At 56.7% G+C, this 16955-nt stretch carries 16 protein-coding genes; 10 read left to right on the forward strand and 6 right to left on the reverse strand.

What is annotated here, in order from left to right:
- Positions 1-14 precede the first annotated feature (14 nt).
- Positions 15-1211, forward strand: a complete 1197-nt coding sequence (locus FY156_24945) for an amidohydrolase family protein (GenBank protein ID UXS04700.1) — start codon at positions 15-17, stop codon at positions 1209-1211.
- Between the two features lie 89 nt (positions 1212-1300).
- On the opposite strand, the gene FY156_24950 is transcribed toward FY156_24945, so the two are convergent.
- Positions 1301-2314 carry a LacI family transcriptional regulator gene (locus FY156_24950; GenBank protein UXS05242.1) on the reverse strand — a complete coding sequence of 338 codons (1014 nt, stop codon included), beginning with the start codon at positions 2312-2314 and terminating at the stop codon, positions 1301-1303.
- 129 nt (positions 2315-2443) lie between these two features.
- On the opposite strand from FY156_24950, the gene FY156_24955 reads away from it, so the two are divergent.
- From FY156_24955 to ugpC, 6 genes are all read left to right on the forward strand, one after another.
- Positions 2444-3478, forward strand: coding sequence for a Gfo/Idh/MocA family oxidoreductase (locus FY156_24955; GenBank protein ID UXS04701.1), 1035 nt, complete (start codon positions 2444-2446; stop codon positions 3476-3478).
- Between the two features lie 12 nt (positions 3479-3490).
- Positions 3491-4396 carry a sugar phosphate isomerase/epimerase gene (locus tag FY156_24960; protein ID UXS04702.1) on the forward strand — a complete coding sequence of 302 codons (906 nt, stop codon included), beginning with the start codon at positions 3491-3493 and terminating at the stop codon, positions 4394-4396.
- Between the two features lie 93 nt (positions 4397-4489).
- Positions 4490-5722, forward strand: coding sequence for a sugar ABC transporter substrate-binding protein (locus FY156_24965; GenBank protein UXS04703.1), 1233 nt, complete (start codon positions 4490-4492; stop codon positions 5720-5722).
- Between the two features lie 112 nt (positions 5723-5834).
- On the forward strand, positions 5835-6737 hold the full coding sequence (locus tag FY156_24970; protein UXS04704.1) for a sugar ABC transporter permease: 903 nt from the start codon (positions 5835-5837) through the stop codon (positions 6735-6737).
- Positions 6734-7561, forward strand: coding sequence for a carbohydrate ABC transporter permease (locus FY156_24975; GenBank protein ID UXS04705.1), 828 nt, complete (start codon positions 6734-6736; stop codon positions 7559-7561). Before FY156_24970 ends, FY156_24975 begins: the two co-directional genes overlap by 4 nt.
- The gene (ugpC, locus tag FY156_24980; GenBank protein ID UXS04706.1) at positions 7558-8634 is read left to right on the forward strand and encodes a sn-glycerol-3-phosphate ABC transporter ATP-binding protein UgpC; all 1077 of its coding nucleotides are present in this window, start codon (positions 7558-7560) and stop codon (positions 8632-8634) included. Before FY156_24975 ends, ugpC begins: the two co-directional genes overlap by 4 nt.
- A 145-nt stretch (positions 8635-8779) precedes the next feature.
- On the opposite strand, the gene FY156_24985 is transcribed toward ugpC, so the two are convergent.
- The 5 genes from FY156_24985 to FY156_25005 are packed head-to-tail and all read right to left on the reverse strand — an operon-like array spanning position 8780 to position 13990.
- Entirely contained in the window at positions 8780-9547 is a 768-nt protein-coding gene (locus tag FY156_24985) for an ABC transporter ATP-binding protein (protein ID UXS04707.1), read from the reverse strand.
- The gene (locus FY156_24990; GenBank protein UXS04708.1) at positions 9547-10398 is read right to left on the reverse strand and encodes an ABC transporter ATP-binding protein; all 852 of its coding nucleotides are present in this window, start codon (positions 10396-10398) and stop codon (positions 9547-9549) included. The genes FY156_24985 and FY156_24990 overlap by 1 nt, the downstream gene beginning before the upstream one ends.
- The gene (locus FY156_24995; GenBank protein UXS04709.1) at positions 10391-11305 is read right to left on the reverse strand and encodes an ABC transporter permease; all 915 of its coding nucleotides are present in this window, start codon (positions 11303-11305) and stop codon (positions 10391-10393) included. The genes FY156_24990 and FY156_24995 overlap by 8 nt, the downstream gene beginning before the upstream one ends.
- A 5-nt stretch (positions 11306-11310) precedes the next feature.
- Entirely contained in the window at positions 11311-12372 is a 1062-nt protein-coding gene (locus FY156_25000; protein UXS04710.1) for an ABC transporter permease, read from the reverse strand.
- Between the two features lie 25 nt (positions 12373-12397).
- Positions 12398-13990, reverse strand: coding sequence for an ABC transporter substrate-binding protein (locus FY156_25005; protein UXS04711.1), 1593 nt, complete (start codon positions 13988-13990; stop codon positions 12398-12400).
- Between the two features lie 119 nt (positions 13991-14109).
- Between FY156_25005 and FY156_25010 the strand changes: the two genes are divergently transcribed.
- From FY156_25010 to FY156_25020, 3 genes are read left to right on the forward strand one after another with little or no spacing between them, the layout of a single operon-like run.
- The gene (locus FY156_25010; protein UXS04712.1) at positions 14110-14820 is read left to right on the forward strand and encodes a GntR family transcriptional regulator; all 711 of its coding nucleotides are present in this window, start codon (positions 14110-14112) and stop codon (positions 14818-14820) included.
- Positions 14821-15741, forward strand: a complete 921-nt coding sequence (locus FY156_25015; protein ID UXS04713.1) for a dihydrodipicolinate synthase family protein — start codon at positions 14821-14823, stop codon at positions 15739-15741. It begins immediately after the preceding gene.
- Between the two features lie 13 nt (positions 15742-15754).
- On the forward strand, positions 15755-16894 hold the full coding sequence (locus tag FY156_25020; GenBank protein UXS04714.1) for a mandelate racemase/muconate lactonizing enzyme family protein: 1140 nt from the start codon (positions 15755-15757) through the stop codon (positions 16892-16894).
- Positions 16895-16955 lie beyond the last annotated feature (61 nt).

Raw genomic sequence — 16955 nt, forward strand, 5'->3', positions numbered from 1 at the left:
GGAAACACTCGATCATGACAACAACGATTTTCACCAACGCAAGACTTGCGAACAGAGAACTGCACGATATCCATGTCGACAATGGCCGGATCGTTGCAGTTCAACCGGCGCAGCCACAATCGAACGGCCAAGCTGTCGTCGACATCGCTGGTGATCTCCTGGTTCCAGGTTTTGTTGAAGGGCACATTCACCTCGACACGAGCTTTTATGGTGGGAAATGGGTACCACATCGCCCCTGCACCAACGGGTTCGACGTACATGAGCGGGTCGCCTTTCAGGCCGAAAACATGGCAAAGGCTGAACCGATGGCAACACGGGCCATCAATCAGCTCGAATTGTGCATTTCCCACGGTACGCTTCAGATGCGCAGCCATGTGATGGTCGACGGTTCAGTCGGTCTGAAATCGCTTGAGACAATCCTTGCTGTCAAAGAGCAATACAGGGATCTGATCGATATCCAGTTGGTGGCCTTTCCCCAGAGCGGCATTCTGAAAAGCCCTGGAACGCCGGAGCTTCTCGACGAAGCAATCGGCATGGGTGCGGATCTGATTGGCGGTCTTGACCCTGCCAGTTTCGACAGAGATGTCACAGCTCACCTTGATGTTGTCTTCGCCATCGCTGAAAAGCGTGGCGTTGATGCCGACATTCACCTCCATGAAGGTGGAAGCATGGGCGCTTTTACGATCGAGGAGATTTGTGCTCGCACTGAAGCACTCGGTATGCAGGGGCATGTGGCAATCAGCCATGCCTACGGTCTGGGGGATCTGCCTCCCGATGCAGCGCGAAAGATTGCCGCGAAGATTGCCAGAAGTGGTATTTCCATCATGACAAATGCACCTGGCCACCACAGCTTCCCGCCGGTGGCGCTGCTGCGTAGCGAAGGTGTCAACGTCTTTAGCGGCAGTGACAATATTCGCGATTCCTGGTGGCCTTACGGCGACGGCGATATGCTGCGTCGGGCAGAAATCATCGGTTATCGCTCCGGTTTCTTTACGGATGCGGATTTGGAGGCCGCATTTGACATCGTCACGACTGCAGGGGCCAAGGCTTTGAGGCTCGAAGGCTATGGTATCGAAGCCGGCGCAAAGGCCGATTTCGTGGCGATCAAAGCAGAGCATGTGCCCGAAGCGGTCGTCGGTTTCCCCGGAAATCGTCGCGTGTTCAAAGAGGGACGTCTCGTCGCGGACGGTGGGAAGGTCCACAAACAGTAAGCTACTCAATCTTCCAGACTGCTCAACAGGGCAGTCTGGCAATGGTTCAGGCGCGGAATTTGCCCGTTACAGGCTTATTCGTCATGAATTCAGCCACTTGCGCCTTCGATCAAGGTCATTGGCCAGACCTTGTGCTGCGTGGACGGGTAAATCCCTTGATAGGCCGGCATAACGGACAAAAGATTTTCAGCAAGGCTAATTCCGAGATCATGCAGGGAAAGGCCGAATCCCGTCAGAGCGGGCGACAGGAACTGGGTATGCGGACTGTGACGTCCGACGATGGCGATATCCTTGCCTGGTCGCACTCCCGATTCTTCCAGACCTTTATATAGCCCCGTCACGAGGGTTTCATTGACCAGCGTGATGGCCGATGGCCGCTGAGCGCAGGCGGCAATTTCTTGCGCGACGGCATAGCCTCCAGCCTCGTTGGGTTTGGCTCGAAAGATGTGGTCATCACTCAGCCGCAAGCCATGACGTGCTAGGACAGCACGGCATCGCTCGACAAAAATGTATCCGAGGTTCAGGTCGCCGTGCGGCCAAACGATTCCTATGTCCGTATGCCCCGCGCGGATAAGGCGCTCCATCGCAGTTTCCGCCATTCCCTCGAAATCGAGATCGATCCAGGGTTGCCCGACATCGGTGAGGCTTCGTCCAAGGGCAATGAAAGGGATCTTGTGACGATCAAGCAGCTCAAAACGGGCATCGTTGCGACGCGTTGCAGACAGGATGATCGCGTCGGCAAAGCCACGCGCGACAGTGCGTTGCAAATAGGCGTCCGGATCTTCTGACGACGAGCAGAGCAGCGCGACAAGATCAAGATTATGGCGGGCAAGGACCGTCTGGACACCATCGAAGACGCTCATGAAGAACGTATCGCCCTGACCGGTGATCTCCGGCCCGGTCTGCATCATGAAACCAATCACTCCGGTCGAGCCTTTGCGAAGTGATCGGCCTGATTGATTTGCGACATATCCCAGCTTTTCCGCCGCTTCCAGCACACGCTGACGCGTCTGTGGATTGACATCCGCCTTGCCGTTCAAGGCGCGTGAAACCGTCCCTATCGATATGTCCAAATGTTCGGCCAGTTGGCGAATGCCCTTCATGCTCTCATCCATCGTCATCATCGTTTCTGGAAACAGTATTGACAAAATGTCGGACATGTCCATAGTTACCGTAAACGTTTACGGAGATCGCTGGAGGGCGAAGACCGGGCGTCACATGGGAGGATAATCTTGACATACAACGTCGTATTGTGTGGCTGCGGAGCCATGGCAAAAGGCTGGCTTCGTGCGGTTCAATCCACTCCGGATCTGAAGGCCACACTCAAGGTGGTCGGTCTCGTTGACCTCAATCCGGATACCGCCAAGGCACTCGCCAGCGAGTTTGACTTGGGACAGGCCGTGATCGGAACGGACCTGCGTGCTGTGCTGGAGGAGACGAAGGCCGACATCGTTTTTGATGTGGTCATACCCGTTGCGCGACACGCGGTCGTCAAGACAGCACTTGGCCATGGTTGCCATGTGCTGAGTGAAAAACCCATGTCCAACTCAATGGAGGAAGCTGCCGATCTGATCCGCGCTGCCCGTGAGGCTGGAAAGGTTCATTCCGTCGTCCAGAACCGCCGTTTCATTTCGGGCGTGCGCCGTATGCGCCGCTTCGTTGAAAGTGGTGCCATCGGGGATGTAACCGCTATTCACTGCGACTTCTTCATCGGCCCGCATTTCGGTGGCTTCCGTGAACAAATGGACAATGTTCTGCTTCTCGACATGGCCATCCATACCTTCGACGCCGCCCGTTATGTGTCTGGAAAGACGCCGCTTTCAGTCTATTGCCTGGAAACCAATCCGCGTGGCTCATGGTATGCGCACGGCGCATCGGCCAATGCCGTGTTCCGGCTTTCGGATGATGTCGTTTTTACTTATCGCGGCTCCTGGTGCGCCGAAGGTGAACGCACAAGTTGGGAGAGCGCGTGGCGCATTGTCGGTACCAAGGGAATGTTGACCTGGGACGGAGAAGACAGCTTCAAGGCTTCCGTCGCCGGTTCCGAGGGTGGCTTGTTGCGCGGGTTTACGTCGGTCGAGGTTCCGCCGCCGCTGCGTGAGGAAGAAACCCATGGCCACGCCAGTGTTATTTCGGATTTCCTGACGGCGATCCGCACTGGCCAAACGCCTGAGACAGCCGGGCAGGACAACATCAAGAGCCTCGCCATGGTGTTCGGCGCCATTGAAAGCGCCCGGTCGGGCCGGTCCGTCGATCTTGCAGCATAGGAAGACAGAGTGATGAGTGAAAAGAACAGCAATTCCATCCGCGTCGGTACCATGGTCAGTGCGACCAAGGGGCAGGCCGCACAGCGCATATCGCAAATTGCCGACATGGGTTTCGAGAGTTTCGAGCCGTTTTTCTGGCAGACCACAAACGGTCAGGACATTGCCGAACTAGGCAAGCGTTGCGTTGAGGCGATCGGCGACAGGGATATCACGATCTCGACGATAGGCATGTTCGGCAATCCGCTTGAACAGACTGACATCGATCTGCAGACCCTGCAGGGCTGGAAGGATTGTATCGACAATGCCCATCACTTCGGCGCGACCTGCGTTGCAGGTTTCACCGGCCGCATTCGTAACAGACCACTGCCGGAAAGCTTACCGCGCTACCGTGAAATCTGGAGCGAACTTGCCAAGCGTGCGGCCGATAAGGGGATCAAGATCGCCTTTGAAAATTGCGCCATGGATGGCAATTGGGCGACCGGTGACTGGAACATTGCTCATAATCCGGATGCCTGGGAACTGATTTTCAACGAGACGCCCGACGACAACATCGGTCTCGAGTGGGAACCCTGCCATCAGATGGTTTACCTGATCGATCCGCTGCCGCAGATCCGCAAATGGGCGCACAAGATTTTCCACGTTCACGGCAAAGACGCGACAATTCGCTGGGACGTCATTCGCGAGCACGGTGTTTTCGGAAAACATCCGTTTGTTTTCATGCGTACGCCGGGCTTTGGCGACAGCAACTGGACCGACATTATTTCCGAACTGCGCCTCGCCGGCTGGTCCGGTTCCATCGATATCGAAGGCTGGCATGACCCGGTTTACCGCGATGCACTGGAAATGACCGGTCAGGTTCATGCGCTCAATCATCTGAAGCAGGCGCGCGGCGGCAACTTCGTTGTCGACCCGACCTGATATCTGCAGACCATAGCAGCAATATGCCGATTGCCGGGGGGAGGCTGGCAATCGGCGAGGTGACGTGAAGATGACCCTGAAGGAGGAGAAACAATGGGTATCAGAAAGCATTCAATCGCCTTTGCACTGGCCATGACATGTGCCTCACTTGTCGGTTTCCAGGTGAAAGCGGAAGACGTGACGTTGACGTTGTGGTCGCTCGACCGAGACATCCAGCCGGCGCCGAACCTGATCAAGGAGTTCAACGCCCAGAACAACGGCATCAAGATCGAATATCGTCAGATCCAGTTCGATGATGTGGTCAGTGAGGCAATGCGTGCCTATTCGACCGGCAAGGCGCCGGATATCATCGCCATCGATAATCCCAACCATGCGATGTTCGCTTCGCGCGGCGCGTTCCTCGACTTGACTGACAAGATCAAGGGATCGTCTGTCATCAAGCCGGAGAACTATTTTCCTGGACCTTTGAAGTCAGCGACATGGGATGACAAATATTACGGCGTGCCGAAGGCAACCAATACGATTGCACTTTACTACAACAAGGACCTGTTCAAGGCTGCAGGGCTCGATCCTGAAAAAGCGCCGCAGACATGGGACGAGCTTGTCGACGCTGCACGGAAGCTGAATGATCCCTCGAAGAATGTCTACGGCATCACATTCTCTGCAAAGGCCAACGAGGAGGGAACGTTCCAGTTTCTGCCATGGGCGCAGATGGGTGGCGCGACTTACAAGGCAATCAACAGCGAAGGTGCTGTCCGCGCTTTGACGATCTGGAAGCAGATCCTCGATGAGAAGCTGACGTCACCCGATACACTGACGCGCAGTCAGTGGGATTCGACGGCAACCTTCAATGCCGGCAACGCCGCCATGGCCATTTCCGGTCCATGGGAAATCGACCGTATGCTGAGCGATGCGAAGTTCCAGTGGGGAACTGCCCTGCTTCCGGTTCCTCAGGAAGGCGCACAACGCTCGTCTGCGATGGGTGATTACAACTGGGCGATCTTCTCGAAGACCAAGCATCCTGACGAAGCCTTCAAGGCACTGGAGTTCTTCGCATCGAAGGATGCGACAATGTACAAGGACTTCGGCCAGCTTCCGGCACGTGCCGATCTCCCCGTGCCCCCGACAGGCAATGCCCTGAAAGATGCGGCCCTCGCGACCTTTATCGAGCAGCTCAAATACGCCCAGCCGCGCGGTCCGTCTCCGGAGTGGCCGAAGATTTCCAAGGCCATTCAGGATGCCATTCAGGCAGCGCTGACCGGTCAGATGGAGCCCAAGGCTGCACTTGATCAGGCCGCCGAGAAGATCAAGTCGATCGAAGGCTGATCTGGTTGATGGCACGCGCTTATCTGCGCGAGCCAGCAATATCGTTTCCTCCCGGCCGGAACTGCCCGGCACTAAGGTGCCGGGTGGTTTCGAACGATGAAAAGAGGTTTTGATGAGACGACTACTCTCCAGTATCAGCGACGGCCGCGGCTTCGACATGATGCTTGTCGGGGTGCCCTTCGCCTTCCTGTTCGCGCTGGCTGGACTGCCCTTGATCTATAATATCCTGATGAGCTTTCAGGAGGTTGATATGTTCAGCCTCGGCAGCTTCATCCGGCCATTTGTCGGTTTTGACAACTATATTGCGCTCTTCCAGCAACCTGAAACGCTGCCAATCCTCACCAATACGCTGATCTTCGTGGTTGGGTCGATTGCGGGGCAGTTCATTATCGGTTTCGGTCTCGCACTGTTCTTCTGGACGAGCTTTCCCGGCTCCAGCTGGCTGCGTGGACTGTTTCTCGTATCCTGGGTGATGCCTGGCCTCGTTGTCGGGGCTATCTGGAACTGGATATTGTCCGGTGACTTTGGCGTCCTGAATTTCTTCCTGCGTGAAAGCGGCTTGATCGACGGCAATATCTTCTGGCGTTCTGATCCCAACTTCTCGCTTTGGGCTGTCGTTATCGCCAACATCTGGCTTGGAACATCCTTCAATATGATCTTGCTGTCAGTCGGTCTTTCCGCCATTCCCGGCGACCTCTATGAGGCAGCCGAAATGGATGGCGCCAATGCATGGCAGAGATTCTGGACAATAACATTGCCCATGATGCGTTCGACCATTGGCGCGATCGTCTCGCTCGGCTTGATCTTCACCCTTCAGCAATTCGATCTGTTCGCCGCAATCACGGACGGTGGACCGAACAATTCTTCCAACGTTGCGCAATATTGGGCCTGGGATCTGTCTTTCCGCCAGTATGACTTCGGCAGGGGGGCGACGATTTCGGTCATCATGACAGTGTTCGTGATGTTTGCTGCTGCGGTCTATGTGCGCTCGACACGACATGAGGTGCGCGGATGAGTGAAACTTCCCGTAACCGTCTGATGCTGGCGATCGCCCTTGTCATGGCGGCGATCTACCTGTTCCCCCTCTACTGGATGTACATCACGGCCATCAAGAGCGGCTCCGAGATGTTTGCCAATCCTCCCAGCTTCTGGCCGTCTTCGGCACAGTGGGGAACGTTCGGCTATGTCTGGGAAAGTCGCAACATGGGGCGTTACCTGTGGAATTCCACCGTTATCGCCTTTGGCTCGGTCGCGCTGATCACCCTTCTTGGGACTGGCTGTGCCTATGTGCTGGCGCGTTATCGGAACGTCTGGATCGATGCCGGCCTTTTTCTGATCCTTATGTTGCAGGTTCTGCCAGCCTCTCTGATGGTGACACCAATCTTCGTTGGTTTTACGCAGGTTGGCCTGCTCGATTATCCGCGTCTTGCCGTCATCCTGGCGATTGCCGCGAAAAGCATGCCGTTCTTTGTGGTCCTTGTCAGGGCGACATTCATGGCCGTACCGATGGAGCTGGAGGAAGCGGCGCTGGTTGACGGCAACTCTCGCATCGGCGCGTTTTTCAATATCGTTTTGCCGCTTGCCCGCAACGGCATTCTGGTCAGTGCGATCCTCATCTTCATGCAGGCCTTTGGTGAGTTCGTCTATTCCAAGTCGATGATCCAGGACGTCAGCCTGCAGCCTGCCAGTGTCGGTCTCAACTCCTTCATGGGACCGAACACCAGCGAATGGAACAACATCATGGCCTACGCCACAATGTATGTGACGCCTATCCTTGCGATCTTCGTGCTCTTGCAGCGGCGCATCGTCTCCGGCCTTACATCGGGAGCTCTTAAATGACCCATCAAATTGAACTTAGCGGCGTCAACAAATATTACGGAGCCTATCACGCCCTCAGGGATATCGACCTTTCGATCAAGAAAGGCGCCTTCGTTGCGCTTGTCGGGCCATCGGGATGTGGAAAGTCAACGCTTTTGCGTTCTCTGGCCGGGCTTGAAACCATCTCAAGCGGCGATCTGGTCATCGCCGGCGAGCGTATGAACGGTGTCCCTCCGCGAAAACGCGACCTTGCGATGGTTTTTCAGTCTTACGCGCTCTACCCGCATATGACGGTGGAGCAGAACCTGACCTACAGCCTGAAGATCAAGGGTGTCAAAAAGGCGGAAGCCAAGAAGGCGGCGGAGGAGGTGGCTGCAATCACCGGCCTCACAAACCTTCTTCATCGCTATCCACGAGAACTTTCGGGCGGTCAGCGTCAGCGTGTAGCAATGAGCCGGGCGATCATTCGCCATCCCAAGGCTTTCCTTTTCGATGAGCCGCTTTCCAATCTGGATGCCGCCTTGCGTGTTCACATGCGAAAGGAAATCAGGGCTCTTCACGACAGACTCGGCGCGACATCCGTCTACGTTACGCATGATCAGGTTGAGGCGATGACGATGGCCGACCATGTGGTTGTCATGCGCAGTGGTATCATCGAACAGCAGGGCCGACCGCTTGATCTTTACGACCGGCCGGCCAATCGCTTCGTTGCGGGCTTTATTGGTTCTCCAGCCATGAATTTTATTCAGGGTCGCTCTTCGTCGGACGGAAAATCCCTGACCCTCGATCTAGCCGGCCCCCAGGTCATAGAAGTTGGTCAGCCCCTGCCGCCGGATCGGGAATTGCTTGTCGGCATCCGGCCGGAGCATCTTGTCGTGGTTGCGGCGGATAAACCTGGAATTGATGTTCCCGTTGCCGCAATCGAGTCCACGGGTGCGATGACATATGTGACGACGGCAACAACGCCAGAGATCGTCGTGGTCATGAATGGCAGATCATCACTCGGTTCCGACAAGACCGTTAGGCTCACCTTCGAGCAACAGAACATCCACCTCTTCGACGCAAAAACAGAACAGCGAATTGACGTCGGCTAAACGCACTGTGCGATTTCTCGTGAAATGCAAAATGGCCGACGCGGAGAATATACGTGTCGGCCATTGGTTATGAGCGTTCAAAGTTGTTCGCGAGGGGGGTGCGGTCACGCCCCGGTCTCGTGGGGCGCAAACGTTCGTGCCTGCGCTAGGCTCTCTGATTTGCAGTGACGTAACCGCGGCTGCCATCCATGAGGACCCGGGTGTATGGATGTGTGACCGTCCCCTCAAGCAACTGACGTTTGGTTGCGACCTCAACAAAGCCGCCATCCTGCATGACTGCGACCCGGTCGCAAAGATGGGCAACGACGGCAAGGTCGTGGCTGACGAGGATATAGGTCAGGGCTTCACGTTCGCGCAGATCCTTGAGCAGATTGAGGATTTCTGCCTGAATGGAGACGTCGAGTGCCGAGGTCGGCTCATCGAGGAGCAGGATTCGAGGCTCTAGGATCAAGGCACGGGCGATGGCCACGCGCTGGCGCTGACCACCGGAAAGCTGATGCGGGTATCGGTAACGGAAATTCAGAGGAAGGCCTACATCACGAAGCGCCTTTTCAATTCGCTGCTGCCGCTGATCTTTGCCATGAATTTCGAGTGGTTCGAGCAACGTCCGACCGATGGTATGGCGGGGATGGATCGATCCGAAGGGATCCTGAAACACCATCTGCTGTTTGGCGAGCTGGTCACGCGAGCGCTGTTGGCCGATCGCTTCGCCGTCGATTTCAATGCGTCCGGTCCATTGTTTGTTGCGGCCGGCAAGAGCACCAAGAATGGTTGACTTGCCGCAGCCGCTTTCGCCGACAAGCCCAAAGGCCTCCCCCTTGGCGACGGAAAACGACACGTCGTTGACTACGCGGACTTGTTGGTGGCCCTTGCCGTAGGATACGGCCAGATGTTCGATGTTGATCATGGACATCAGTTGTTCTCCAGCCACGCCGGATCACGACGCAGCACTTCCAGTCGGTCGTGGGGATGATCAAGGCTCGGCAATGCATTGAGCAGTCCGCGTGTATAGGGGTGCTGAGCGTTATGCAGATCTTTTGCCGCAATGGTTTCGACGATACGCCCAGCATACATGATGAGGACCCGATCACAGAAACTGCGAACGAGATTGAGATCATGAGAGATGAAGATCAGGCCGATATTTCGCTCGATGACCAGTTCGTCGAGGATCGACAGAACCTGCTGACGCACCGTGACGTCGAGCGCGGATGTGGGTTCGTCGGCAATAATCAGTGACGGGGAGGCGATCAACATCATCGAGATCATGATGCGTTGGCCCATGCCGCCGGAAACCTCGTGCGGATAGAGATTATAGACCCGCTGCGGATCTCGGATACGAACACGTTCCAGCATGGCCAGGGTGCGTTCGCGGGCTTCCTTGCGGGACTTGCGTTCGTGGAGGATGACGGTTTCGGCAATCTGGTCGCCAATGGTCATGACCGGATTGAGCGAATATTTCGGGTCCTGCAGGATCATAGAGATACGCTTGCCGCGAATGGCCAGCATCTCTTTTTCCGTCGTCTTCAGAAGATCGACATCCTCGAACATCATGTGATCTGCAAGCACTCGCGCCTTGGGAGGCTGAAGACCCATTATGGCGCGGCCGGTGGTGCTCTTGCCCGAGCCGGACTCGCCGATAATGCCGACTTTTTCCCGCCCGACGTCGAATGAGACGTTGCGGACGGCGGTCACCGAGCCGGACAGGGTTGGGAATTCCACCGACATATTCTTCACGGACAGGATAAGATCAGAAGCGTTAGCCATTTCGGGGATCCAGAATGTCGCGCAGGCCATCGCCCAACAGGTTGAAAGCAAGGCTGACGGTCAAGATTGCGAGGCCCGGGATCGTCGTCAGCCACCAGGCATCGAGAAGATACTGACGGCCGGATGCTGCCATCGCCCCCCATTCGGCCATGGGCGGCTGTGCGCCGAGCCCGAGGAAGCCCAGACCTGCCGCTGTCAGAATGATGCTCGACATGTTGAGCGTCAGGCGAACGATGATCGACGGAGCGCAGAGCGGAACGATATGGCGAAACAGAATGCGCCACATGCCCGCTCCCTGCAGTTCTGCCGCGACAACGAAGTCAGCATTGCGGAACGTCAAGGTTTCGGCGCGCGCGAGACGCGCAATCGGTGGCCAGACGGTCAGGGCGATAGCAATAACTGCGTTCTCAATTCCCGGACCAAGACTGGCGGAGAAGGCCAGCGCCAAGACGAGACTGGGGAAGGAAAGGAAAATGTCGGTCACTCGCATCAGGACGACATCGACCCAACCACCGAGATAGCCGGCCGTGGCGCCAATGATGAAACCGATCGGTGCAACGACGACGGTGACGAGGATACTGATGTAGAGCGTCGTGCGTGAGCCATAGACCAAGCGCGAGAACACATCGCGACCGAACTCATCCGTTCCGAACCAGTGCTGGGCGGATATCGGTTTCAACGCAATTGCCAGATCCTGTGCATAGGGATCGTGTGTGGCAATAAGCGGTGCGAAGGCGGCCACGATCACGAGGCCGAGTACGACAAGAAAACCGCAGAATGCCAAAGGGTTGGCCAGAAGGTTCAGCCAGGCGACATAGACGCCGTGCAGTCTGGCCTGACGTGTTGAGGTGAAATCCTCATTTATGAGCCAGTTATGGAGGGTGGCAAGGGAGCCAGATTTTGTCATGGCGTTCACCGTGTTCTCGGATCGATGAAGCGATAAACAATGTCCGAAAGGAGATTGATCGCGATGGAAATGATGCCGATCAGCAGCACACTGCCGAGTACGGCATTCATGTCGGCAAAGAACAGCGCGGAAGTCAGATATTGACCGAGACCCGGCCAGGCGAACACCGTTTCGATCAACACCGTGCCATCAAGTAGGCCGCAATAGGCAAGCGCTACAACTGTCAGCAGTTGGACACGAATATTCCGAAAGGCGTGACGCCAGACGACCGAACGCTGACTGAGACCCTTTGCGCGCGCCGTAAGGACATACTCCTGGCGCAGCTGCTCAAGCATGAAGCTACGGCTCATGCGGCTGAGATAGGCCATGGCCGCATAGCCAAGGATCAGGGCAGGGGCGATGACGTGATGAAGCGCGCTCCAGAACACCTGCCATTCACCGGCGAGAATGGAGTCCAGCAGGATCGATCCGGTCGGCCCCTCGACCAACCCTTCATTGTAGATGTCGATACGCCCACCTCCCGGGATGAGGCCGAATTTCGCATAAAATACAAGGATGACGATGGTTCCGAGCCAGAAAATTGGTGTCGAATAGCCGAGCAGACCGACGAAACGGCCAAGATGGTCGACCCACGTTCCCTTACGAACTGCGGAAATGACCCCGAGCGGGACACCGAAACCTGCGCCAATCAAGGTTGCCAGAGTCGCGAGCTCGATGGTCGCCGGAAAGACACGGGCTAGATCGCTTGCAACCGGGTTTTTGGTGATGTGAGACTGTCCGAATTCCAGATGTACGACGTCGTTCAGATAGGCGCCGAACTGGACGTAGAGTGGCCGGTCCAGGCCCATTTCCTTGTAGACACGTTCGTATGTGGCCTGATCGGCCTGATCGCCAATGGCAGCGATAACAGGGTCCGCTGGAACAAGGCGGCCAATCGCGAAGGTGATAACCAGAAGGCCGAGCAGGGTTGTCAGGATGACGGCGATGGAAGTCGCAATCTTTCGCAACCCGGACAGCAATTTGCTGCTGTCCGGGCTGCTAACGGTAGTCGCTTGGGAGGAGGTCAAGTTACTTGTCCTTGGCTTGCGGCGATCATTCGCCCTTGGTCACGGTGTCCCAACGGGTCAGCCAGGTGGAGTGACCGACATAACCTTTGACTTCTTTTCGAACGGCCTTGGCATCGGTTCGCTGGAACGAGGTGATCAGGGCGGGAGAAGCTGCGAGATATGCCTTGTTGATCAGCGTATAGAGATCGGCGCGCTTTGCCTTGTCTGTCTCGTGGGCTGCTGCCGTCACCATGTCCTGGATCTCTTTCGGAACATCCCATGCTGAACGCCAGGCAAGCAGACCGGTCAACTTGGCCTCATCAGCGTTGTTCTTGTTGGTCGCATAGGATGCGAGCACTGCATGCGGGTCAGGAAGACGTTCACCAGAGCGGGCCGAGAAGATTTCAAAAGCGCGATCCCGGAACTTGCCGATGTGGTCGCCACCTTGCAGATCAAGCTTGACGCCGGCCTTTGCCGCATTGGCCTGCAGCGACTGTGCGACCTCGAATTCAGGCGTCACCGGTGTTGCATAATAGACCTTTGAGAAACCGTCCGGATAACCGGCCTCGGCCAGCAACTGCTTGGCCTTGTCGATATCCAGCTTGTACGGATTTTCACTGAGTGCGCCAGGCAGACCTGCAGGAATGATGCTCTGCTGTTTGATGCCGTAGTACTTCATGACGGTGCTGCTCAGGCCGTCATAGTCGATCAGATAGCGGAAGGCTTCGCGAACCTTGGGATTGGAAAGAATTTCGTCCTTCTGGTTGAGCGCCAGATAATAGAAGCCGAAGCCGGGTGTTTTCTGGATTTCGACCTTTCCACCCGCTTCCAGTGCGGCAAGATCTGTGGAAGACAGTCGCGTCGCGATGTCCATATCTCCGGCGTCGACCTGCAGGCGCTGTGCCGAGGATTCCGGAAGATGGCGCAGGATCACACGGCGCATGGCCGGCGCTCCCTGCCAATAGTCGGCAAAGGCTTCGGCGATCAGCATTTCGTTGGAGCGCCATGTTCTCAGCGAATATGGGCCCGAACCCGCATCGGCAGTCTGCAGGTACTCGCGACCCATGTCGCCATTCTTTTCCTTGCCGGCGAGGAACGTGCTGTCGAGGATGGAGGTTGAAAAGCTTGCCAGCGACAGAAGGATAAGGTCGGAATTCCAGACTTCTGGCGTTTCGATCACCACGGTCTGGTCGTCAGTTGCGCGGATAAGCTGATCAACGTTGTCAGCCGAAAAGCCCCATTGGCGCAGATCGGTTGATGGGGCAAGGCCGAGCTTCACCAGACGACGTAGAGACCACTCGACATCCTTGGCCGTCAGCGCGTTGCCTGAATGAAACTTGACGCCCGAGCGGACTTTGAATGTGAACGTCTTACCGTCGTCGGAGACAGACCAGCTTTCGGCAAGTCCGGGTTGCGGCTCAGTAATCTTGTCCGCCGGCAGAACGATCAGCCGCTCATAGAGGTTGGCAACGACTTCTGCAGCCTCAAGCTGGTTTAACTCCTGCGGATCAAGGCCACGCATCGAGGACATGTTGGTCGCGATGACAAGCTGGTCGCGCGGTGTTGCCGCAGTGGCTGCGAATGGAGCACCGGCTGCGATAGCAGCACTGGCAAGCATGATGAAGTGACGTCTGAGCATTTTCATTCCTCCCTTGAGGCTCCTCAACCTCGAATGCCAATTTTCATATCGACATCGATCTGAAATCTGGTATATCAGATCTCACAAGTCGATTTGAACGTCAACAGGATTTTGCAGCAATGGCTCATCAACCAAGTCTGTCCGGTGGGGTGGGAACCATCGAAAGGCTCGATCCCCAGCTCCAGCTGACCATGCGCGACCATGTGCATCGCATCCTGCGTGGCGCGATCATTGCCGGTCGTTTTGCGCCTGATGAAAAAGTCAATGAACGCCAGCTCGCCGAGCAGTTCGGAGTGAGTACGACACCGATCAAGGAAGCCCTGCGTCAACTGGAGGCGGAGGGGCTTGTCGAGGCGTTGCCGCGTCGGGGGGTGATCATCCGCTTCAACATGAGCTGGGCCGAGGAGATGATCCTTGCGCGTGCGGCTCTCGAATCCATGATCGGTCATCTGGCGGCCAAGCGTATTTCGGCTGAGGCTGCGGACGCGTTGAGGGCCACTGTCATGCTGATGGATGCTGCCACATCGTCCGGTAACGCGGATGAATTGATCGTGCTCAACGAAACCTTTCATGATCAGATCCACAAGGCGTCGCGCTGTCAGTATCTCGCGCGCCTGATCGAGCGGCAGCAGTTTTATGATGCCAGCATCCGTCGCATCATCCATTCAGATCCCGCCGAACGCGAAAAGGCGTTGCGGGAACATGCCGCTATCGCTGCCGCCATCGTTGAGGGCGATGTCGATGGCGCGGAAAAGCAGATGCGTGACCACGTTGTCCGCTCCGGCGAAACATATCTTTCAATCGTTTTCGGAAACAAAGAGGGTAAATAAGTGAGTGAAAAGCTCGAGATCGTCAGAAAAGCACTCGGTGGCATTTCGGGTGTTCCCGTCACCCCGTATCGCGCTGACGGCGCGGTGGATGTCGAAAAGCTCGATGCGCTGATCAAGGGTCTTGCTGCAGCGCGAGTTCATAACCTCATGGCTGCGGGCAATACCGGGGAATTCTTCACCCTGACATTGGATGAAATCAGGCTTGTGCACGCGACGACCATCAAGGCTGCGGCGGGCAAGTCTCTTGTCAGTGCGGCGGTGGGGCGCTCGCTGGCTGATGCGAAGTCGCTTGCAAACGATGCGATTGCCGCTGGTGCCGACGCGATCATGGGCCACCATCCTATGGACCCATTTGCAGGGCCTTCCTATCAGGCGCGCTATTTCCTTGAGCTTGCCGATTTCTGCACGGTCCCGGTCATTGCCTACGTGCGTAGCGACGGTTTCTCGGTCGCCGATTTCCGTTCACTTGCACTTCACCCCAATATCGCCGGCATCAAGTTCGCATCGCCGAACCTCATGCTGCTTGCTGAGGTTATCCGCTCCACAAAGGACGCACCAGCAATCTGGGTTTGCGGTTTGGCCGAAGGCTGGGCGCCTGCCTTCTATGCCCTTGGAGCTCGGGGTTTCACCTCAGGCCTCGTCAACGTCTTCCCGGAGCGGTCGCACGCCATTCTCCGTGCGCTTGATAACGGCGATTATGCCGGCGCACGCAACCTGATCGATGGCATTGCAGAATTCGAATCTCTCCGAACGAAGTACAACAACGGAGCCAACGTCACCGTCGTCAAGGAAGCGCTTGGCATGCTCGGCAACAATGTCGGTCCGGTGCGTGTCCCTGGTGTCACGGCCTTGAACGAAGGTGAGCGCACGATCCTGCGTGGCGTTGTTGATCGCATCAGCGCCGAAACGCGTGCTGCGTGACGGAGTTCTGACCATGCGTATTACCGGTATCAAGACATACATGCAGCGCGTGGATGACCGTCCACGTCTCTTGCTCAAGATCGAAACCAGCGAAGGCATCAGTGGTTGGGGCGAATGCTACAATCACGGACCAGACTGGGCCCTGCCGCCGCTGCTCGACTATCTTTTCCACCAGATCGAGGGTGAAGATCCGCGCCGGGTCGAGTTTCTCGTTCTCAAGTTGAATCAGCAGTGCCGGTTCCCTCCGGGTGCGCTTGGCCTTGCGGCCATTTCCGCGATTGACCATGCTCTGTGGGATATCGCCGGTAAGGCCGCTGGTCTGCCGGTCTACATGCTCCTCGGTGGAAATGTCCGCGATCGTGTGCGTGTCTACTGCGGTGTCTACACAGCGCCTGACGCCGAACACGCCCGTGATCAGACGCTTCAGCTCCACGAAGAATATGGTTATACGGCCTTCAAGCTAAGCCCCTATCGACGCGACCTGCACGCCAGCCGGTGGGGCGAACTCGTCAAGGAAACCGGTGACTGGTTCGGGCGTATTCGCGAGTTGACGCCATCGAACTTTGAATTTGCGTTCGATGCGCATGCAAAGATCTTCGAACCCTATCAGGCCGTGCAGCTTGCTGCGGCGATCGCGTCCTACGACCCGTACTTCTACGAAGAGCCGATCCGGCCGGAACATATTCCGGCTTGGGCCGAACTGAAATCGAAGGTGACGGTGCCGCTTGCCACGGGAGAATCCCTCTACAATCGCTTCGAGTTCCTGTCGCTCCTGTCGGCACGGGGGGCGGATATTATCCAGCCGGACATCTGCGTGGTGGGCGGCGTCAGTGAGATGCGTCGCATCGCCGCGATTGCGGAAGCGCACTATGTGACCGTCGCACCTCACAACCCGATGGGGCCGCTAGCGACGGCAGTCAACGTGCATTTTTGTGCCGCGCAGCCGAATTTTAAGGTGCTCGAATTCAAGCCGCACGTTCACGCGCCTTGGGCGCTCGACCCATACATGCCGGTAGATGGCCACATGGAACTGCGGCCGGACCGGCCAGGCTGGGGTATCGAAATTGACGAGAAGGTTCTCGAAAAGGACGATTACATCCATTGGGAACGCAAGGTTACCCGCAAGCCGGATGGTGCTACAGCTTACCCCTGAGCCCCGATTGATGACACTACAAAACTCTAGCCGACACATGTCGGCTGTAGTTTCTCGTCGT

Source organism: Agrobacterium tumefaciens (assembly GCA_025559845.1).
Classification (GTDB): Bacteria; Pseudomonadota; Alphaproteobacteria; order Rhizobiales; family Rhizobiaceae; genus Agrobacterium.

Coding starts and splice junctions, on each gene's coding strand:
- FY156_24945 (UXS04700.1), top strand. CDS start 15: ATGACAACAACGATTTTCACCAACGCAAGACTTGCGAACAGAGAACTG.
- FY156_24950 (UXS05242.1), bottom strand. CDS start 2,314: ATGAAGGGCATTCGCCAACTGGCCGAACATTTGGACATATCGATAGGG.
- FY156_24960 (UXS04702.1), top strand. CDS start 3,491: ATGAGTGAAAAGAACAGCAATTCCATCCGCGTCGGTACCATGGTCAGT.
- FY156_24965 (UXS04703.1), top strand. CDS start 4,490: ATGGGTATCAGAAAGCATTCAATCGCCTTTGCACTGGCCATGACATGT.
- FY156_24970 (UXS04704.1), top strand. CDS start 5,835: ATGAGACGACTACTCTCCAGTATCAGCGACGGCCGCGGCTTCGACATG.
- FY156_24975 (UXS04705.1), top strand. CDS start 6,734: ATGAGTGAAACTTCCCGTAACCGTCTGATGCTGGCGATCGCCCTTGTC.
- ugpC (UXS04706.1), top strand. CDS start 7,558: ATGACCCATCAAATTGAACTTAGCGGCGTCAACAAATATTACGGAGCC.
- FY156_24985 (UXS04707.1), bottom strand. CDS start 9,547: ATGTCCATGATCAACATCGAACATCTGGCCGTATCCTACGGCAAGGGC.
- FY156_24990 (UXS04708.1), bottom strand. CDS start 10,398: ATGGCTAACGCTTCTGATCTTATCCTGTCCGTGAAGAATATGTCGGTG.
- FY156_24995 (UXS04709.1), bottom strand. CDS start 11,305: ATGACAAAATCTGGCTCCCTTGCCACCCTCCATAACTGGCTCATAAAT.
- FY156_25005 (UXS04711.1), bottom strand. CDS start 13,990: ATGCTCAGACGTCACTTCATCATGCTTGCCAGTGCTGCTATCGCAGCC.
- FY156_25010 (UXS04712.1), top strand. CDS start 14,110: ATGGCTCATCAACCAAGTCTGTCCGGTGGGGTGGGAACCATCGAAAGG.
- FY156_25020 (UXS04714.1), top strand. CDS start 15,755: ATGCGTATTACCGGTATCAAGACATACATGCAGCGCGTGGATGACCGT.